At 56.6% G+C, this 17,032-nt stretch carries 18 protein-coding genes; 7 read left to right on the top strand and 11 right to left on the bottom strand.

The genetic code is table 11. The annotated features are described in order from the left end of the window. The 5 genes from ABYT07_RS11800 to ABYT07_RS11820 all read left to right on the top strand — a co-directional run. Positions 1-1,792 (top strand): cyclic nucleotide-binding domain-containing protein (locus ABYT07_RS11800; protein ID WP_372991882.1); only part of this gene is annotated, 1,792 nt, incomplete at its 5' end. Beyond that, positions 1,789-2,679 (top strand): lysostaphin resistance A-like protein, encoded by an 891-nt coding sequence (locus ABYT07_RS11805; RefSeq protein ID WP_372991883.1) that lies wholly within the window; start codon positions 1,789-1,791, stop codon positions 2,677-2,679. The genes ABYT07_RS11800 and ABYT07_RS11805, both read left to right, overlap by 4 nt. A gap of 58 nt (positions 2,680-2,737) precedes the next feature. Next, on the top strand, positions 2,738-3,694 hold the full coding sequence (accD, locus tag ABYT07_RS11810) for an acetyl-CoA carboxylase, carboxyltransferase subunit beta (protein ID WP_372991885.1): 957 nt from the start codon (positions 2,738-2,740) through the stop codon (positions 3,692-3,694). Further along, the gene (locus ABYT07_RS11815) at positions 3,691-4,965 is read left to right on the top strand and encodes a folylpolyglutamate synthase/dihydrofolate synthase family protein (RefSeq protein ID WP_372991886.1); all 1,275 of its coding nucleotides are present in this window, start codon (positions 3,691-3,693) and stop codon (positions 4,963-4,965) included. Before accD ends, ABYT07_RS11815 begins: the two co-directional genes overlap by 4 nt. A gap of 95 nt (positions 4,966-5,060) precedes the next feature. Next, positions 5,061-5,750, top strand: a complete 690-nt coding sequence (locus tag ABYT07_RS11820) for a hypothetical protein (RefSeq protein ID WP_372991888.1) — start codon at positions 5,061-5,063, stop codon at positions 5,748-5,750. On the opposite strand, the gene zapE is transcribed toward ABYT07_RS11820, so the two are convergent. Then, complete coding sequence (zapE, locus tag ABYT07_RS11825) at positions 5,747-6,805, bottom strand: cell division protein ZapE (protein WP_372991890.1); 1,059 nt, start codon at positions 6,803-6,805, stop codon at positions 5,747-5,749. The two genes, ABYT07_RS11820 and zapE, sit on opposite strands and share 4 nt — an antisense overlap. A gap of 194 nt (positions 6,806-6,999) precedes the next feature. Here zapE and ABYT07_RS11830 point away from each other — a divergent pair, with 194 nt between their 5' ends. Beyond that, entirely contained in the window at positions 7,000-8,184 is a 1,185-nt protein-coding gene (locus tag ABYT07_RS11830; RefSeq protein ID WP_372991906.1) for an MFS transporter, read from the top strand. Here the strand turns inward: ABYT07_RS11830 and ABYT07_RS11835 are convergent. The 9 genes from ABYT07_RS11835 to paaI form a co-directional block, all read right to left on the bottom strand. Further along, a complete protein-coding gene (locus ABYT07_RS11835) occupies positions 8,181-9,104 on the bottom strand; it encodes an alpha/beta fold hydrolase (protein ID WP_372991892.1) in 924 nt (307 codons plus the stop codon). The genes ABYT07_RS11830 and ABYT07_RS11835 overlap by 4 nt on opposite strands. After that, positions 9,101-10,021, bottom strand: coding sequence for an ornithine cyclodeaminase family protein (locus tag ABYT07_RS11840; RefSeq protein ID WP_372991894.1), 921 nt, complete (start codon positions 10,019-10,021; stop codon positions 9,101-9,103). Before ABYT07_RS11840 ends, ABYT07_RS11835 begins: the two co-directional genes overlap by 4 nt. Then, positions 10,018-10,638, bottom strand: a complete 621-nt coding sequence (locus ABYT07_RS11845) for an HAD family hydrolase (RefSeq protein ID WP_372991895.1) — start codon at positions 10,636-10,638, stop codon at positions 10,018-10,020. The genes ABYT07_RS11840 and ABYT07_RS11845 overlap by 4 nt, the downstream gene beginning before the upstream one ends. 71 nt (positions 10,639-10,709) lie before the next feature. After that, positions 10,710-11,159: a YaiI/YqxD family protein gene (locus ABYT07_RS11850; RefSeq protein ID WP_372991896.1), complete on the bottom strand. Its 450-nt coding sequence runs from the start codon at positions 11,157-11,159 to the stop codon at positions 10,710-10,712. Between the two features lie 10 nt (positions 11,160-11,169). Continuing rightward, positions 11,170-12,003, bottom strand: coding sequence for an S-formylglutathione hydrolase (gene fghA / locus ABYT07_RS11855; RefSeq protein WP_372991897.1), 834 nt, complete (start codon positions 12,001-12,003; stop codon positions 11,170-11,172). Positions 12,004-12,105: 102 nt separating this feature from the next. Next, positions 12,106-13,035, bottom strand: a complete 930-nt coding sequence (locus tag ABYT07_RS11860) for an AEC family transporter (protein ID WP_372991899.1) — start codon at positions 13,033-13,035, stop codon at positions 12,106-12,108. Between the two features lie 48 nt (positions 13,036-13,083). Next, positions 13,084-14,058 (bottom strand): iron exporter MbfA, encoded by a 975-nt coding sequence (mbfA, locus tag ABYT07_RS11865; protein WP_372991901.1) that lies wholly within the window; start codon positions 14,056-14,058, stop codon positions 13,084-13,086. An 82-nt stretch (positions 14,059-14,140) separates the two neighbouring features. After that, positions 14,141-15,451 carry a phenylacetate--CoA ligase PaaK gene (gene paaK / locus ABYT07_RS11870; protein WP_372991902.1) on the bottom strand — a complete coding sequence of 437 codons (1,311 nt, stop codon included), beginning with the start codon at positions 15,449-15,451 and terminating at the stop codon, positions 14,141-14,143. After that, positions 15,448-15,885, bottom strand: a complete 438-nt coding sequence (gene paaI, locus ABYT07_RS11875) for a hydroxyphenylacetyl-CoA thioesterase PaaI (protein WP_372991903.1) — start codon at positions 15,883-15,885, stop codon at positions 15,448-15,450. The genes paaK and paaI overlap by 4 nt, the downstream gene beginning before the upstream one ends. 116 nt (positions 15,886-16,001) lie before the next feature. On the opposite strand from paaI, the gene ABYT07_RS11880 reads away from it, so the two are divergent. Next, positions 16,002-16,367 carry a DUF2794 domain-containing protein gene (locus ABYT07_RS11880; RefSeq protein WP_372991904.1) on the top strand — a complete coding sequence of 122 codons (366 nt, stop codon included), beginning with the start codon at positions 16,002-16,004 and terminating at the stop codon, positions 16,365-16,367. A 32-nt stretch (positions 16,368-16,399) separates the two neighbouring features. Here the strand turns inward: ABYT07_RS11880 and ABYT07_RS11885 are convergent. Beyond that, a partial coding sequence (locus ABYT07_RS11885) for a C40 family peptidase (RefSeq protein WP_372991905.1) occupies positions 16,400-17,032 on the bottom strand: 633 nt, incomplete at its 5' end.

The raw sequence follows: 17,032 nt of genomic DNA on the forward strand, positions 1-17,032 counted from the left end.
CACGATCGGGGACAATTTGATGATGTCGTTGCGCACCAGCCCCAAGACTGTGCTGTGGGATCCAAAGCAGCGCGATAAATCGGCAATCGAAGGTGCCCGCGCTGGCAATAGCCTGGACAGTACCCAAGCCGTTTGGTTGGACCCCGGACTTGCGGGGCTGGATACGATCGAGGACATAAACGACTGGTGGTATGAACTGGTCAAGTCGGTCGATGGCGAAGATGTCATGTTCCAGCGGATGGTCACAGATCGCATCAACCCCAAAGAACGCCCCAAGCTGGCCGCCGAGATTGTCGCATTGCGGGGTGAAGTGTATGAAAAGCTGAAGGAAAAAGGGTTGGACAAGGTCGTGCACCGCTTTGATCCTGACAAGTTCAACCCTGCTTTGGCCTTGGGGGGTAACCTGATGTTTGCGGCCCCTTTGCGCAATATTTCACAGGCGGGTCTGGCCTCTGAACGCAGGTTCCTTTCGATGATCATTGATCAGGGGCTTGCCGAACAAGGCGTGGCGATTTCGCAAACCTTGGTGGAAACCTTGCACCAAACTTTTGGCAGGGATGGCACCGACCACCCGCTTTTCACCGCTTTGGGGATTGATGAAGAGCTGTATGAACAGTTGGTCGACATCGCTATGCGGCGCCGCAACAAAGGGGATGCAGCACTTAGCGAGGATGAATTTTCGTTGCTGCTGACTGTGCCTTTTGCTTTTACCGCCGAGCAGATCGGCCCTGGTTTCCCCGAAACTTTCAAGCAAGAGATATTGGCGATCCGCAAGCATCAAGGTGCTGCAATGCGCGAAATGGCGAAAGATCTTTTCGTCCCCATAAGCCCGGAAAACTATCTGCCCCGGCTGACAATTCTGGAAAATGTTCTGTACGGCCGGATTTCTGCAGTGGCGGGTTTGCAGGCCGATTTGGTGATGGATCTGGTGCTTGAGATTTTCAAAGAGCATGATCTGCAAAAGGATGTTGCCGTCACAGTTTTCGACGTCCCAACCAGTATTGCAGGTGCGAATATTTCACAGTCGTTTCAGGAACGCGCCTCGTTCAGCCGGGCTGCGATAAAGCGCCCCGATATTTTGGTTTTCAACCAATCTCTTGCGGGTCAGGATGCCGAAGGTTTCAGGCGGCTGCGTGACCGGTTGGGGAATTTGCTGCCCGAGATGACGCAGATTTATCTGGATGACCATTTTTCCCATCCTGAGGATTTCGACATCTTCGTCAAAATTCGGGGCGGGCGTATTGACGGTGTGGCGCAAAGCGAAACGCCCAATCAGGACGACAGCATTTCCGACGATCTGCGGCGCAAACTGCGGATTATCGCTGGCAATGAAATGTTCGGCAATCTTGACCCGCGCAACCAGCGTCTGCTGGCGTTCGCCGCGCAGTGGTTTCCGGTCAAAAAGGGCGAAAAGATTTTCTCGATGGGGCAGCCTGCCGATGCGGTTTATCTGTGTCTGTCCGGCAAGGGTGAATTGTACTGGACCGAAACCAACGGGACAAAACTGCATATCTCAAGCGTCGAAGCAGGGCGTCTGATTGGCGACCTTGCAGTCATCATGAACGAACCCCGCCAGCTTGATTTCAGCGCAACAGAAGACAGCCAGTTCTTGCGGATCGGTGCGGATCAATTCCGGTCGGTGATTGAAAATGACCGCGTCATTTTGCTAAGCTTGCTGCGGACGGTGTCGGGTCATCTGACCGGTGCCGCAGAACTGTTGCGTGCAGCGGGCCTTCATATCCCGCGCGAGGATGCGAAACCGAACCCCCCGGTACAGGATAGCCAGCTATGAGCGGATACGACGCGCATAAAGCCTTTTTTGCCCCTGCGGTTGCCTCAGCCGCGATCTGGAAGCTGATTGTTGGCTTCCTTGTGGCGTCTGCCGTCTATTTGTTGCTCAATAACCTGTTTTTCAGCACGTTGTTTAACATCCTCGGGCCAGAATACGGCAGTTTTTATGAAGATCTGCTGACAGGCAAAACGCCGATGGCCATGTTTTTGCTGTTGGGCAGCTTTGGCCTGATGATTGTTGGCATTGCCGTGGTGACGCGGCTTATTCACCGGCGGCCCGTGTCGGGGTTGATCGGGCCGGTCAACCTTGCCGTGCCGCAATTTATCGCGGTTGTGCGGATCTTGGTGATAATCGGCGCGGTCACCTTTTTGTTGCCACCGTGGAACTTTGGCACCCCGTTTGTTTCCAATATGCCGCTTGGTCAGTGGTTGGTTTTGCTGCCGTTTTCGCTGGTCTTCGTGCTTGTTCAGGTCAGCGCCGAAGAAATTGTCTTTCGCGGGTATGTGCAGCAGCAGCTGGCGGCGCGGTTTAAGTCGCCGTTGATTTGGATGGTGCTGCCATCGTCCCTGTTTGCGCTTGGGCATTATCTGCCTGATCAGGCCGGGGAAAATGCGATCGTAATCGCACTTTGGGCTGGCGTTTTCGGCATGTTGATGGCTGACCTTACCGCACGTGCGGGGTCGCTTGGGCCTGCGATTGCGGTGCATTTTTGCAATAATGTGACCGCAATCCTGATCGCATCAATGCCCGACGACCTGTCTGGTCTGGCGCTGTACCTTGTTCCCTTCTCGATGGAGGATACAGAGGCCCTGCGCGCATGGTTGCCTGTGGATTTCGGCATTATGTTCGTTAGTTGGCTGGCCGCGCGTCTGGCGATCCGGCGTTGATTGCAATTTACGAAACGGCAGCTTATTTGGGTTGCGAAACTGCCAGCAGAGGTTCGCCATGAACTGGATCAACAACTACGTCCGTCCCCGGATCAATTCGATCTTCTCGCGCCGCGAGACGCCCGATAATCTTTGGACGAAATGCGATGAATGCGGCACCATGCTGTTCCACCGAGAGGTGTCGGACAACCTGAATGTGTGCACCAGCTGCGGCCACCACATGGCCATCACCCCGCGCGATCGTTTTCACGCGCTTTTCGATGGTGGCGTTTTCAACGAAGTCAAAGTACCCGCGCCAACGCCGGATCCGCTGCATTTTCGTGATCAGAAAAAATACCCTGATCGTCTGAAAGCCGCTCAAAAGCAAACCAACGAAGCCGAGGCGATGCTTGTTGCCACAGGCGATATGGGGCGCACACCGATTGTGGCTGCGGCACAGGACTTCTCCTTTATGGCGGGGTCCATGGGGATGTATGTCGGCAACGCGATCATCGCGGCCGCCCAAGAAGCGGTAAAGCTAAAGCGCCCGCTGATCCTGTTTTCCGCCGCCGGTGGTGCGCGTATGCAAGAAGGGATTCTGAGCCTGATGCAGATGCCGCGGACCACGGTTGCGGTGCAGATGCTGAAAGAAGCGGGCTTGCCCTATATCGTTGTGCTGACCCACCCGACGACCGGTGGTGTGACGGCCAGCTATGCGATGCTGGGCGACGTTCATATTGCAGAACCTGGCGCGCTGATTTGCTTTGCAGGGCCACGGGTGATCGAACAAACCATTCGCGAAAAGCTGCCCGAAGGGTTTCAACGCGCCGAATATCTGTTGGATCATGGGATGCTGGACCGCGTTACGCCGCGCCCCAAGATGCGCGACGAGCTGATAAACATCACGCGGATGCTGATGAATCTGCCGCCTGCGGTGCGTGGTGATCTGCCTGCACCCACCGAAGGGGGCGATCTGCGGCACGCGCTTACCTCGGAAGGCACGGCGGAACCGACGGCGGAAAAAGCCGCAAAATGATCGCCCAGACCTCTGACGCGGTATTGGCGCGCATGATGGCGCTGCATCCCAAGATCATTGACCTGACCTTGGACCGGATGTGGCGTTTGTTGGACGCCTTGGGCAACCCGCAAAACGATCTGCCGCCTGTGATTCATATCGCTGGCACCAACGGCAAAGGGTCAACGCAAGCGATGATCCGCGCTGGCCTCGAGGCTGCAGGCCACCGGGTGCATGCCTATACCTCGCCGCATCTGGCGCGGTTCCACGAACGTATCCGCGTGGCCGGTGACCTGATCTCAGAGACTGATCTTACCGCTATTCTTGATGAATGCTATGACGCCAATGGCGGAGAAAGCATCACCTATTTCGAGATCACGACCTGTGCTGCTTTGCTGGCGTTTGCGCGCACCCCTGCCGAATATACCTTGCTTGAGGTGGGCCTTGGTGGACGGTTGGACGCAACCAATGTGATCGACGCGCCAGCACTGACAGTGATCACGCCAGTATCGATCGACCACCAGCAATATCTGGGCAATACGCTTGCCGAGATTGCTGGCGAAAAGGCGGGTATCATCAAGCGCCGCGTCCCGTGTATCGTTGGCCCCCAGCAAGACGAAGCACTGGCCGTAATAGAGGCGCAAGCTGCGCGTCATCTTGCCCCTATACTCGCCTATGGGCAGCAGTGGCACGTTAGCCAAGAGGCAGGCCGCATGGTCTATCAGGATGAGACGGGTCTGCTGGATCTGCCCAAGCCTAACCTGTTGGGCGCGCACCAGATTTCCAATGCTGGCGCTGCCCTTGCCGCATTGCGTCAGTTGGGGATCGCAGCCGGCCCTTGCGAGGCTGCCGTGACCCAAGCGCAATGGCCTGCGCGCATGCAGCGTTTGCGCAAGGGGCCGTTGGTCGACACAGCACCCGCTGCCGAGTTGTGGCTGGATGGCGGGCACAATCCTGCTGCGGGCGAAGCGATTGCAGCGTTGCTGGACGACATGCCCAAGCGCCCGACCTATTTGATCTGCGGTATGCTAAATACCAAGGATATCGGCGGCTATCTGCGCCCGCTTGCTGCCCATGCCGACAAGCTGTTTGCGGTCTCTATCCCGGGTGAAGCCGCGACTTTGCCCGCCGCTGAGACGGCGCAGGCTGCCGAAAAGGCCGGGCTGACAGCTGTCCAGTCCACCAGTGTGGCAGAGGCATTAGCAACCATTAACGCGCTGGACGGCAACGCACGTGTGTTGATTTGCGGATCGCTTTATCTGGCGGGCGCGGTGCTGCGGGAAAACAGCTAGTTTTTGTCCGGTAAACGTAAGATCGTTTACGAATTATCATTTTTTGCCCCTCTAAGATCGAAGCGTAGTTCAGTCACGCATTGGGGGGCATTTTCGTGATTACCAGACAAACGCAATATGGCTTTATTCAGCAGGCGCTTATCGCCTCTATTTGTCTGATCGCCGTTTTCACAGGCGGTTTCCTGATTTTGGATTTGGGGCGTGACCCTTACCACAATGCTCCGATTACGACGGGCGCGATTGAGGGGGACACGGGCGCGCAAGGCATACCCATAGTTGCTGGCATGGTGACCGCGCCCAAATTCAGCCTTACCCCTGCAAAGATGCTGCATCAAATGCAGAAAGATCCGAAAGTGGATATGCCTGCGCTGGTCGAATATGCGGTGCAATCATTTGATGACACACCCAAAGGCCTGATCCTACAGTCCTATTTGATATGGGCAATAACGGCGAATAAATCAGATGCCTACATAGATTCCCTTTTGAATAGCGCGACGGCAAAGGGACATTTCAAGACACCAGAGGCATTGCTGACCCTGTCGGGGCGGCTCGATACACCAAGTTTGCTAAGCGCGGTCCAATTTGCACAATCGCGGCCAAATGCCGTTGCTGGGTCTGAGGAGTCCAGAAAGCATCTTTTGCGTCTGTCTGACAGCTTGGCTGGCTTGTCTTTGGCCTATTATGGTGATCCGCAGGAACACATGCGTATCACGAAGGCCAACAAAATTTCTCACCGTCTAGCAGAGGCTTCTGTCGGGCAGGTCGTGAAAATTCCGGGGCGCTAGATGCCCCATCCTTCGGCCTGCATCTCGCGCAAGCGCGATGCCGTGCGTTCAAATTCAAAGATACCCTCGCCTTCAAGATAAAGCATTTCGGGCGATGCCGCAGCAGAACAGATCAGGCGGACCTTTGCCTCGTAGAGGGCGTCAATCAAGGTGACGAACCGCTTCGCCTCGTTGAAGTTTGATCTGCCCAATGCGGGTATATTATCAAGCAGCAACACGCGAACCGCATCCGCCAAGGTCAAGTAATCAGCAGCCCCCAAGGCACGCCCGCAAAGGGTGTGAAACCCTGCGCGGGCCACACCGTTTCGGAACTGCGGTATGACAACTTCGCGCCCCTTGACCCGCAGAACCAACTCTTGCCCTTCACCACCTGCAAGGTCTGCCCAGACATCATCCATCGCGGTGCGGCTTTCAGCATTCACCGGGGTAAAATACGACTGCGTCCCTGCCAGCCGGTCCTGCCGGTAATCACGGGGGCTGGTCAGCTCCCAAACTTCCATCTTTTCTTTGATCAAATCGATGAAGGGCAAGAAAATCTGACGGTTCAGCCCGTCTTTGTACAAATCGTCAGGCACTCGGTTCGAGGTGGTCACCACGACCACACCCGCAGCAAACAGCGCCTGAAACAGTCGGCCAACGATCATGGCATCGGTGATATCGCTGATTTGCATTTCGTCAAACGCCAGCAGTTTGACCGAAGCAGCAACAGCCGCGGCGACAGGTGCGATTGGATCATCGACGCCGGTCTTGCGGGCCTCGTGCATGGCACTGTGAATTTCTTGCATGAAAGCGTGAAAATGCACCCGGCGCACCGGCACATCGCCCATATTATCCGCGAACATATCCATCAGCATCGACTTGCCACGGCCAACGCCGCCCCAAAGGTACAAGCCCTTTGGAGGTTCGGGGGCACGTTTGAAAAAGCCCTTTTTTTCGGGGTTCATCAGCGCGGTCCGGATGCGGTCCAGTTGCGGCAGGACGGCTTCTTGGGCGGGGTCTGCTGTTAGGCTGCCGTCCGCGATGCGTTGATCATAGATTGTGCGTAAATCGGTCATATATTTGGCTTACAACGCGCCGATGCGTTTGAAAAGAAGCGCCGGCCATTGGGGGCGCATCTAGGGTCTGCCGAATAGAATTGACGCGAAAACTTTCAAAGCTAGGGTGCAGAGAAAAAACACCAAAGGACAGTGATTTGGAAAAGAACGCATCGATTTTTACGCCGGTTTTGATCGTAAGCTGCCTGATCATCATGGTCAGTTTCGCAGTGCGCGCATCTTTCGGCGTTTTTCAGATCCCCATTGCGGCTGAATTTGGCTGGCTCAGATCCGAGTTTTCCTTGGCCATTGCCATTCAGAACCTTGCATGGGGCATCGGACAACCGTTCTTTGGCGCAATGGCAGAAAAAAGAGGAGATCGACGTGCGATTGTCATCGGCTCCATTGTGTATGCAGTTGGGCTGGTGCTTTCGGCCAATTCGGTTACCCCGATAGAGCACCAGACCTACGCGTGGTTGGTTGGTTTCGGCATTGCAGGGACTGGTTTTGGGGTCATTCTGGCTGTGGTCGGGCGTGCCTCAAGCGCGGAAAACCGGTCGATGTCTTTGGCGATTGTCACGGCAGCGGGCAGTGCGGGGCAGGTATTTGGCGCACCCGTAGCAGAATGGATGCTGGGCTTCTTGACGTGGCAAAGCACATTCTTGGTTTTCGCAGGAACCGTCTTGGCCATGACCCTGACGCTGCCGTTGATGCGGGCACCTGCCATGGTCACCCAGTCGGAACTTGACGAAAGCTTGGGCGAAATCTTGGGTAAGGCGTTCAAAGATCCGTCCTTTACGCTGATTTTTGTGGGGTTCTTTTCCTGCGGCTACCAACTGGCGTTTTTGACAGCGCATTTTCCGGCCTTCGTGACAGAACTGTGCGGCCCGATCCTTGCCGGAGGCATCTTGCATAGTATCGGTATCACGACGACCTCTGCATTGGGGGCAGTGGCGATTTCGCTGATTGGCCTAGCCAATATCGGGGGGACGTTGCTGGCCGGTTGGGCAGGCAAGCGCTATTCCAAGAAATACCTCTTGGCGGGCATCTATACAGCCCGCACTGTCGTTTCGGCGCTGTTTATTCTGCTGCCGATCACGCCGCTTTCAGTGATCGTGTTTTCGATCGCGATGGGGTCGCTTTGGCTGGCGACCGTGCCGCTGACCAGCGGTTTGGTCGCCCATATCTATGGGCTGCGCTATATGGGCACGCTATATGGCATCGTGTTTTTCAGCCACCAACTGGGCAGTTTTGTCGGCGTCTGGCTGGGGGGGCGGCTGTATGATGTTTACGGCGGCTATACCGCAGTTTGGTGGATCGGCGTTGCAGTCGGTGCGTTCAGCGCGTTGGTCCATCTGCCAATCCGTGAAAAGCGCCTTGAGGGGTTGGTGACCGCCTAGGTTGCTGCCAACAGGTGGTCGCGAATTTTCTCGATCACCTCGGTGGCGTGGGTATAGGGCAAGCCATGCCCGGCACCTGAAATGACATCATGTTCGGCGGCGCGGTTCCATTCCGCAAGGCTTCCTATGGCGGATTGCGGGATAACCTGATCATTGTCGCCCCAGATGGCCAACACTGGAATGCCGGATGCATGGATTGCGCGATGTTCGTCTTGCAACACTTCGTTCAGAATACCTCGGCGGCTGGCAAGTACAGCAGCCACGTAGTGTTTGTATTCCAACTGGTCATACTGGCCTTCATGGACAGCTGGCACATTGCTGAACAGCTTTTGTTCCGCCTTGATGCCCCGCCGGAATTTCGTCGGGAAGACGGCAAGCATCAGCCAATCCCCGATGACAGGCGTTTTGGCAATAAAGTCCGTCAGCGTATGCGGCACCAGCCCCATCCCGGCGGGGGCAAGCAACACCAGCCGGTCAACGCGATCAGGGTTGGATGCCGCAAAACACGCAGCAATTGAGCCGCCCATGGAGTAGCCTAAAAGCATGACCGGCTCTGTCACGGCTGTGTGCTCAAGAAGCTCGTCGAGTTGTGTCAGGAAGAACTCACGGTCTTGAACACCGCTTGGTCGATCCGAATAGCCCCGCCCATACAGGTCATAAACCAACGTGCGAAACCCCATCAGAGCAAGCGCCTTGGCGATGCTGCGCCAGACAAAGCTGGGGGTGGTGAGGCCATGCACACAAACGGCCACGGGGCCGCTGGTGGGGCCAAACCATTCAAAATGGGTCACGCCCCGGCTAAGTTCGGCAAATTGCCCCGGTGCGCTGCCCCGTGCCACGTCATTCATCGGTGACCGATAGCGTTCAATCAGGATCGGAATCGCGATAATTGCCAGTAGTATCAGCCCTAGCCACATCATTTCCGCGCGCGCCACCGGTCAAGTATATAGCGGCTGGCCATCAGATCCAGATGTGCCCCACCGCCATTCTTGAAAAGGGTTATTTCGTCAGGCGATGTGCGCACAAACTGATCCAAGGTGTAATAATCCGCGAGGATGTCATCCCGTTTTATGGCCCCGGTTTCCAAAGGTATCTTGATCTCTCCGATATGGCCCAGAGTGGTTTCGAAACTGTCAACAAAGATGCGTGCACGGGTCAGCGCTGTGTCATCGGTTTCGCGCATATCGGGTCGATAGGCCCCGATTAGATCAAGATGCTGGCCGGGCTGAAGCCAGTCGCCTTTGATCAGCGGCGCAGTCGACATGGTGGCGCTGGTGATGATGTCAGCGGCGCGCACGGCAGCTTCCAGGTCGTCCGCAAGGGTCAGGTTCGGGATATCGGCGGCCATCGCTTTGGCGTTATTTGGGGTTCTATTCCACAGCGTAAAACGGGCCTCAGGGAAGGCGGCGGAATAGGCTGCATGCAGGCCGCGACCTTGGGTGCCTGCGCCCACGATCAGAATGTTTTTGCTGTCCGGCCGTGCCAGACGGCGTGCAGCAAGCAGGCTATCGCCCGCAGTTTTCCATTTGGTCACAAGGTGAAAATCGACCAGCGCTTCCAGCATCCCGTCGGTGTCAGAATAGAGCGAGACGCCACCATTCACCATCGGATGGCCCTTGGCAGGGTTGCCCGGGAAAACCGTTGCTGATTTCACCGCAAGGCCCATGCCGTCAATCCAGGCTGCGCGGTTAAGCAACGTATCATCGCCACGGTATAGAAACGTATCGGCAATTTCCGCCTTGGGCAGGTCATGGCCTGCGGCGAGCGCGTCGGTAAAGCCGATCCAGTCCAGTTGTGCTTCGCCAGCGTCGAAAGGGATGATGTCAATCTGTGTCATGTAGCTTCTTCAGCGCTCAGCAGCCCTTCTGAGACGAGGCGTGCGGCCCAACCTTCGGGGCCTTCGAACAGATGGGTTCGCCATCCGCGCGCCTGCGCCGCCGCAATATTATCGGCCCGATCATCCGTGAAAATAAGGTCAGCGGGCGATACGCCACTTTGATTTTCGAGGGCGGCATAGATTTCCGGGACCGGTTTGATCATCGCCAGATGACCCGAGATGAAGTCACGGTCAAACTCATGCAAGAACGGATAATGCCGCGCGGCCAGCACGTAGGACTGGATTCCGAAATTCGTCAGAGAGAAGACGGGAATGCCTTTGGATTGAAGGGCTTTCATCAGGCGCAGGGAATGCGGGATGACCGGGGCGGCCATTTCGATCCAACGGTCATGCCACATGCGAATTTCGTCGCGCCAAGCAGGATAGGCATCAGCGGTGGCATAGACCGTGTCGGTAAAGTTTTCGCCACTGTCGACGCGGTCGTTCATGCCGTGCAGATCGACTTGTGCAAACATTTCGCGGCGGCGGGTTTCTCCGACTACAGAATCAAAGAAACGCTCGGGCTGCCATTCGATCAATACGTTTCCGATGTCAAAAACCACGGCCTTGGGTTTCATGGGGCTGCCCTTTGTGTTGGTGCCGGAATTTTTCAAAATTCCGGACCGTTTTTTGAAAACAACGGCCAGCCCTATCGCTGTGCCGCTCTCAGTTCACGCTCAAGTGCTTCTAGAAAACGCGAGCGGTCCGCTTTTGTAAATGACTTACCGCCGCCTTGTCTGAAAGGGTCCGCTGCACGTAGGTCTGTCATCAGATCGCGTGTGGCAAGGACGTTGCCGATATTGGCAGGGGTCAGCGCCTCTCCATTGTGCTTCAACACCCGCGCCCCGGCTTCGACGCAGCGCGCGGCAAGGGGGATATCGCCCGTTACCACAACATCGGTCGGGCCGCAGCGGTCGGCGATCCACATATCTGCAACGTCCGGTCCATCCGCAACGATCACCGTTTCGACCAGCGGGTTCTGCGAGGGACGAAGCCCCCCGTTAGAGACCACATACATGCGGATTTTATGGCGTGTTGCCACACGTTCTGCTTCGGCCTTTACGGGGCAGGCATCTGCGTCGATGTAGAGGTCTGTCATATACCTGGGGTCAATCTGCGTAGAGGGCGTCAGCATGGAAGGCGATGTGGTCTTCCATGAAGGTCGAGATGAAAAAATAGCTGTGGTCATAGCCGGGCTGCATCCGGAAGGTCGCATTCTGCCGGCGTTTTGCAATCGCGGCGGCGAGGGCCTCGGGTTTGAGCAGGTCTAGGAATTGATCAGCCGTGCCTTGGTCGATCAAAACAGGTCCGTCAAAGCCTTTTTCGGCCATAAGCAACGTGGCGTCATGTTTTTGCCAGGTCTGCGCATCGTCGCCCAGATATGCAGTCAGCTGTTTGCGGCCCCAATCGCTGTCGGTGGGATTTGCGATGGGCGCAAAGGCCGATACGGATTTGAACCTACCTTCAATATTCATCGCAAGCGTCAGCGCACCGTGCCCGCCCATCGAGTGTCCGCAGATTGCTTGGCGGTCCATATCGAGAGAGAAGTTTTCACCCAGCAAGGCGGGAAGTTCCTCGGCGATATAGCTCCACATTTGGAAATGCGGTTTCCACGGGTCTTGTGTGGCGTTGACGTAAAAGCCAGCGCCTTTGCCCAGATCATACGCGTCGTCATCAGCAACGTCATCGCCGCGTGGGGACGTGTCGGGAAAGACAACAGCAATGCCATGTTCAGCTGCCCAAGCTTGTGCGCCCGCTTTGGTCATTGCGTTCTCATGGGTGCAGGTGAGGCCGGAGAGGAACCACAGCAGGGGTACGGGGCCTTGCTTTGCTTCTTCGGGCAGGAAGACGGCGAAGGTCATGTCGCAGTTGCAAGAGGTTGAGGCGTGCGAATACACGCCTTGCGTGCCACCGAAACAGGCGTTTTCCGAGACGGTTTTCATAGGGTGGCTCCTTTGATGGGGTGTTGTTGTATGGCTACCTGTCCTTGGCGCGTGCGGCAAGGGTGCGACGCTACGCGGGGAGTATTTAGGAAAGGGTGAAGCTTAGAATGTTGTGACCCACGCGATGACGATGCTGACGCTCAGGATGCTGATTGCGGTTGAGACGAGTATGGCGGCAGAGACACGTTGCGGGCCGACGTTGTAGTGTTGGGCCAGCATATAGACATTGCCCGCGACAGGTAGCGCTGCGGCTGAGATGATGACGCCAGCCTTGTAGGGATCGACTTTGAAGATCCAAAGGGCGGCGATGGCGACAAAGGCTGGATGCAGCACCAGTTTGCAAAAGCTAAGCCAGCCGGCAACATAGAGTTTTTCAGCGGATTTCGAGGCGAGGGATGCCCCGATGGCGAAGAGAGCACCGGGCGTGGCGGCGGCACCTAGCATCACCAGAAAGTCGTTCATCGGCGAAGGGATGGGGAGGCGCAGGCCTGACCACACAAAGCCCAAGGTCATGGCCACGATCATCGGATTCTTGAGCAACCCGAGGCCAATGGTGCGGATGACACGCAGGCTCATTTGACCATCGCGGCTGGCGGTGATCAGGATCACGATCAGGCTGGAGAATATAATCAGATCTACCGCGAGAGCGAGGACAACCGGGCCGATTGCCTCTGGTCCCAGCAGCAGGGTCAGCATGGGCACGCCTAGAAAGCCAGTGTTACCGATCACGGCGCATTGTGCCTCCATCGCATTATTCGCGACGTCAAGATTGCGCAGAAATCCGATGAGGCTGACGAGTCCGTAGACAAAGGCGGTGCCCCACAGATAGGCGGCAACAAGGCGGCCATCCCAAACATCCGCCAGCGACAGATTGGCGGAAAAGTTGAACAGCATCGCCGAGAGGGCGAAATAGAAAACGAATTTGGTGAGATATGCCGTTGCTTCTGCGGTGAAGAAACGGGTGCGGCCGGCCCAGTAGCCCAGACCGATCAGCGCGAAAAACGGCAGAGTTTTGAGGAAGATCGCCAACATGGGAAATTCCTAGCGGCCAACTGGCGGGGGCGCAACAGTGCTGCGCGTTTATCCTGAGCCGATCAGCACGCCCACTGCAAAGACCAGCGCACCGCCCAAGACCACTTGGAACGCCGCGCGGAAGAAGGGCGTGTTCATATAGCGGTTTTGAATCCAGGCGATGGCCCAGAGTTCGATGAACACAACGGCAAAGGCAATGATTGTCGCAGTCCAGAAATCTGTGATTAGATAGGGCAGCGCGTGGCCCAAACCGCCAAGCGTTGTCATTACGCCAGCAGATAGCCCCCGCTTGACGGGTGATCCACGGCCGGACAGTTGCCCGTCGTCTGACGCTGCTTCGGTAAAGCCCATTGAAATGCCCGCACCGACAGAAGCGGCCAAGCCAACAAGGAACGTCGTCCACGTGTCTTGCGTGGCAAACGCTGTGGCAAAGATTGGCGCAAGGGTCGAGACAGAGCCATCCATCAGCCCCGCAAGGCCCGGCTGGACCCATGTCAGCACGAACTGGCGATGGGCCTGAAGGTCTTCTTCGTTGATGGTCGCGTCATCCAGATGCTCTGCGGCCAGGTCATCGGCTTTGCGCTGGTGGCCTGCTTCGGCGGCAGCAAGGTCGCCCAACAGCTTGCGCGTTGCCGCATCTTTGGTGCGGGTCGCAGCCTGAAGGTAAAAGGCCTCGGCGGCGTGTTCCATGGCGGCGGCTTCGGCGCGGATGCGTTCAAGGCCCAGATTCTGGATCAGCCAAACCGGCGTACGGGCATAATAGCCCGAGACATGTTCGCGGCGAATAAGCGGGATTGTCGGTCCAAAACGGTCGGTGTGCAGGTCGATCAAACGCTTGCGGTGTTCGTCTTCCTCGGATGCCATGCCGTCAAAAACTGCGGCGCTGTCGGGGTATTCGGCCCGCAGGTTTTCGGCGTACCCGCGGTAGATGCGGGCGTCGTCCTCTTCTGATGAAATCGCCAGCGCGAGGATTTCTTGTTCCGAGAGGTCTTTGAACCGTTTGCGGTTGGTCGTGAAAAGCATGTGGCACCAGATCTGACTGTTTAGAATAGTTCTAAACTAAGGGTTTGAGGCAGACAAGGGGGCACAAACGGTGCCCCCCGATTTAGGTCTTGGGGCGCTTGTCAATAATCCGCACGGCTTTGCCTTCGGAGCGCGGCAGCGTGCCCACGTCAGCGACGTCAATTTTCACACTGATCCCAACGGTTTGCTTGATCTGGGCAGACAATGCAGCGGCCGAGGTGGCGCGCAACTCCACGCTGATGGAGGCATCGGCACATTCGCACAGTATGCGCATTTGATCCATGCGGTCGGGCTTGGTCAGCTCAATCTGAAAATGCGGTGCAAGACCGGGGATGGACATCAGGGCTTCTTCGATTTGGGTTGGAAACACATTGACGCCGCGCAGAATGATCATGTCGTCGCTGCGACCGGTGACTTTCTCCATTCGGCGCATGGTGCGGGCGGTACCAGCCAACAGGCGGGTCAAGTCGCGGGTCCGGTAACGGATAATCGGAAAGGCTTCCTTGGTGAGCGAGGTAAAGACGAGTTCACCTTTTTCGCCATCCGCGACGGGCTGGCCGGTCTCGGGGTTGATGATCTCGGGATAGAAATGGTCTTCCCAGATGTGCAGCCCGTCTTTGGTTTCGACACATTCGCACGACACGCCGGGGCCCATAATTTCGGACAGGCCATAAATATCGACAGCATGCATGTCAAAAGCCTGCTCAATCTCGAGGCGCATAGCGTTTGTCCAAGGTTCGGCACCGAATATGCCCACCTCAAGCGAGGATTGGCGCGGGTCGATGCCTTGGCGCGCGTATTCGTCCAAAATCGACAAAGCATAGGACGGCGTGACTGTGATGCCGTTTGGTTTGAAATCCTCGATCAGGCGGACCTGTCGCGGGGTCATCCCGCCCGAGATTGGCACTGTGCTAAGCCCAAGCGCATCGGCGCCAAGATGGATACCAAGCCCGCCGGTGAACAGCCCGTAGCCATAGGCATTGTGCAACATATCACCGGGCTTCAGACCCGCTGCGCGCAGGGATCGCGCAACGACGCTGCCCCAGTTCTGAAGGTCTGTTTTGGTGTAACCGACTACCGTTGGCTGGCCCGTGGTGCCCGAAGACGCATGAATCCGCGCGACCTGGTCGCGGGGGACGGCAAACATCCCGAAGGGATAGTTATCCCGCAGGTCGGTTTTGACGGTGAACGGGAATTTGGCCAGATCGCTCAGGCTTTGCAGATCATCGGGATGCACGCCTGCTTCATCAAAGCTTTTGCGATAAAAGGGCACGTTGTCATAGGCGTGACGCAAGGACCATTTCAGACGGTTAAGTTGCAGCGCGCTGATCTCGTCCCGGCTGGCGATCTCAATCGGGTCAAGGCTGTCGCGGGCGGGGGTGAGGTCTTTCATGGTGTCATTTCCTCCTCGAAATGCTGGCCTTTGATGGTGCGTGACAGGCCACGGAACAGCGCGATGATGCGGCCGTCCTCCCCCGTGACTGTCACGTCATAGATGCCGGAACGCCCCGTTTTTGATTGCTCGACGGCTGTTGCGGTTAATGTTTCATCAGATTTGCCGGGGGCAAGATATGTGATCTGGTTTTGCTGGGCGACGACAAGCTGGTTGTAGGTGTTGCACGCAAAAGCAAAGGCGCTGTCCGCGAGGGTAAAGATATACCCGCCATGACAAATGCCGTGACCGTTCAGCATGTTACCGGTCACCGGCATCGAAAGCGTCGCTTTGCCCGGCGCGATGCTTTGGATCACCATGCCAAGGTTTTGACTGGCCGTATCCGTTTTCCACATCGCGGCGGCAGATTGTTCGGCACGGGTTTGAGGTGTCATATCAGGGGCTTTCACGTTTCATAAATTAATCAATTGCATGAAATCTGTAACGCTTTCAAGATATTTCATGAGGCATTGGGCTTGATTTGATCCGCGAACAGCGCAACTGTCAAAGTATGACTTTGCATATTCATCCTTCAGGCCCGCAAAATTCTAACACGCAAAACGATCGCGCCCCCGAACAGGTTGCGTTCCACCGGACAGAGCTTTCGGTGATCCTGTCACTATATGGCCGCATGGTTGCAGCGGGCGAATGGCGGGACTACGGCATTTCATGTCTGCGTGAAGTCGCCGTGTTTTCTGTGTTTAGACGAACCGCTGAAAACCCGCTCTACCGGATTGAGAAACGACCGAAGATGCGTTTGAAGCAGGGGATGTATTCGGTCGTAGGCCCAAATGGCCAGGTGCTGCGGCGGGGCCAAGACCTGCGTGCGGTGCTAAGGGTGTTGGAGCGAAAGCTGATCCGCGCGGTTGAAGATTAAGCTTGGGCGTCAAGTCGATGGCGCGGATGGCTTTAAGGCCATTTGGAAGATGACAAGCGTTTATGCGCTGTAACTTGACCATCGGTTTGGGCGATGCGTTGGATCGCGGCGCGGATTGGCTCTAGCGTCACGGCCATTTTATGCGCGTTGGCATGAATAATCAGATCCGGTTCAAGTACGAGCGCGACGTGACCTTTCCAGAATAGAAGGTCGTTGCGCTTGTGATCAGTCCCGTCGGGAAGAACTTGGCCGACAAGTGTTTGCTGCTGATCGCTATCGCCGGGACAGGATATGCCGCAGGCAAGGAATGCCGCTTGGATCAGGCCGGAACAGTCGATGCCCGCACGACTGTTTCCACCCCAAAGATAAGGCGTACCCAGAAAAAGGCGCGCAATTTCGCCGGGGTCTGTCGCCAGTTCGCCTACCGGTGCGATGTGTTGCAATGGGATATATCCGGCAGCAGTGCGCGCAAATCCGTTTTCGGTTTCGGATACGGTTACCAAGCTGCCGTGGCTGAGGGAGAGCTGATCACGGGATTTGAGGTCGGCGGCAAGATAGGCATGGGTGGCAGGGGCCGTGACCTTGTGGGTTGCCTGGGTCAGATCGCAAATCGCAGCGGTTTGGACGTACCCGCAGTATCCGCATTTGGTCAGTTGAACATAGGA

The sequence above is a fragment of the Sulfitobacter sp. genome (assembly GCF_041552635.1).
GTDB lineage: Bacteria > Pseudomonadota > Alphaproteobacteria > Rhodobacterales > Rhodobacteraceae > Sulfitobacter.